Origin of the sequence: Listeria fleischmannii subsp. fleischmannii LU2006-1 (assembly GCF_000344175.1) — a bacterium.
GTDB classification, from domain to species: Bacteria; Bacillota; Bacilli; order Lactobacillales; family Listeriaceae; genus Listeria; species Listeria fleischmannii.
In genome coordinates this window covers 1-580 of record NZ_ALWW01000096.1, presented here as the reverse complement: position 1 = coordinate 580, position 580 = coordinate 1, and the positions used below count along the sequence as shown (strand labels likewise).

At 30.6% G+C, this 580-nt stretch carries 1 pseudogene; it reads right to left on the bottom strand.

Going from position 1 to position 580, the window contains the following annotated elements:
- Window positions 1-96: 96 nt before the first annotated feature.
- Window positions 97-202, bottom strand: a pseudogene (locus tag LFLEISCH_RS15170) (LacI family DNA-binding transcriptional regulator); the annotation flags it as partial.
- Window positions 203-580: the final 378 nt, after the last annotated feature.

The following is a 580-nucleotide window of genomic DNA, read 5'->3' as shown; positions in this document are numbered from 1 at the left end:
CATGACCCAATTCATCTTCGTTTTTTGACCTTCTAAGTTGTTGCGCAATGTTATTAGGATAATAATTCAACTCCTCCWATTGCTTTTAATATTTTTTTTCTTTCGTTTTTTTCTGTAAACATAAGGGTGATTATTTGTAGCTCTTGATACAGTCGTCACAGATACTTTCGCTTTTGCTTGCAACATCTTCTATACTTGCCATAACCTTCTCCTCATTCGTATCTTTTTTTTATACTCTATATTTTAATTATAGTCGAAAACAGCTTGAATATACAATGATTTAATTTTATGAAAACGGTTGACATATGAAAACGTTTGACATATAATTTTGGTGAAACAAAAAGAGTTGAGTTTTATGGGATATCTATTTGCGCTATCACTAAATTAAAACGTTTTCATTAGATAGTTATTATACATCTTCCTTATAAGATTTAACTCCACACACTATGATTCAACATCTGAAAGGAGCGTTTTATGGAAATTAAAAAATGGTGGAAAGAAGCAATTATTTATCAATCTATCCTCGTAGTTTTCAAGATTCTAACGGAGACGGTAACAGGAGACTTAAATGGTAATAACG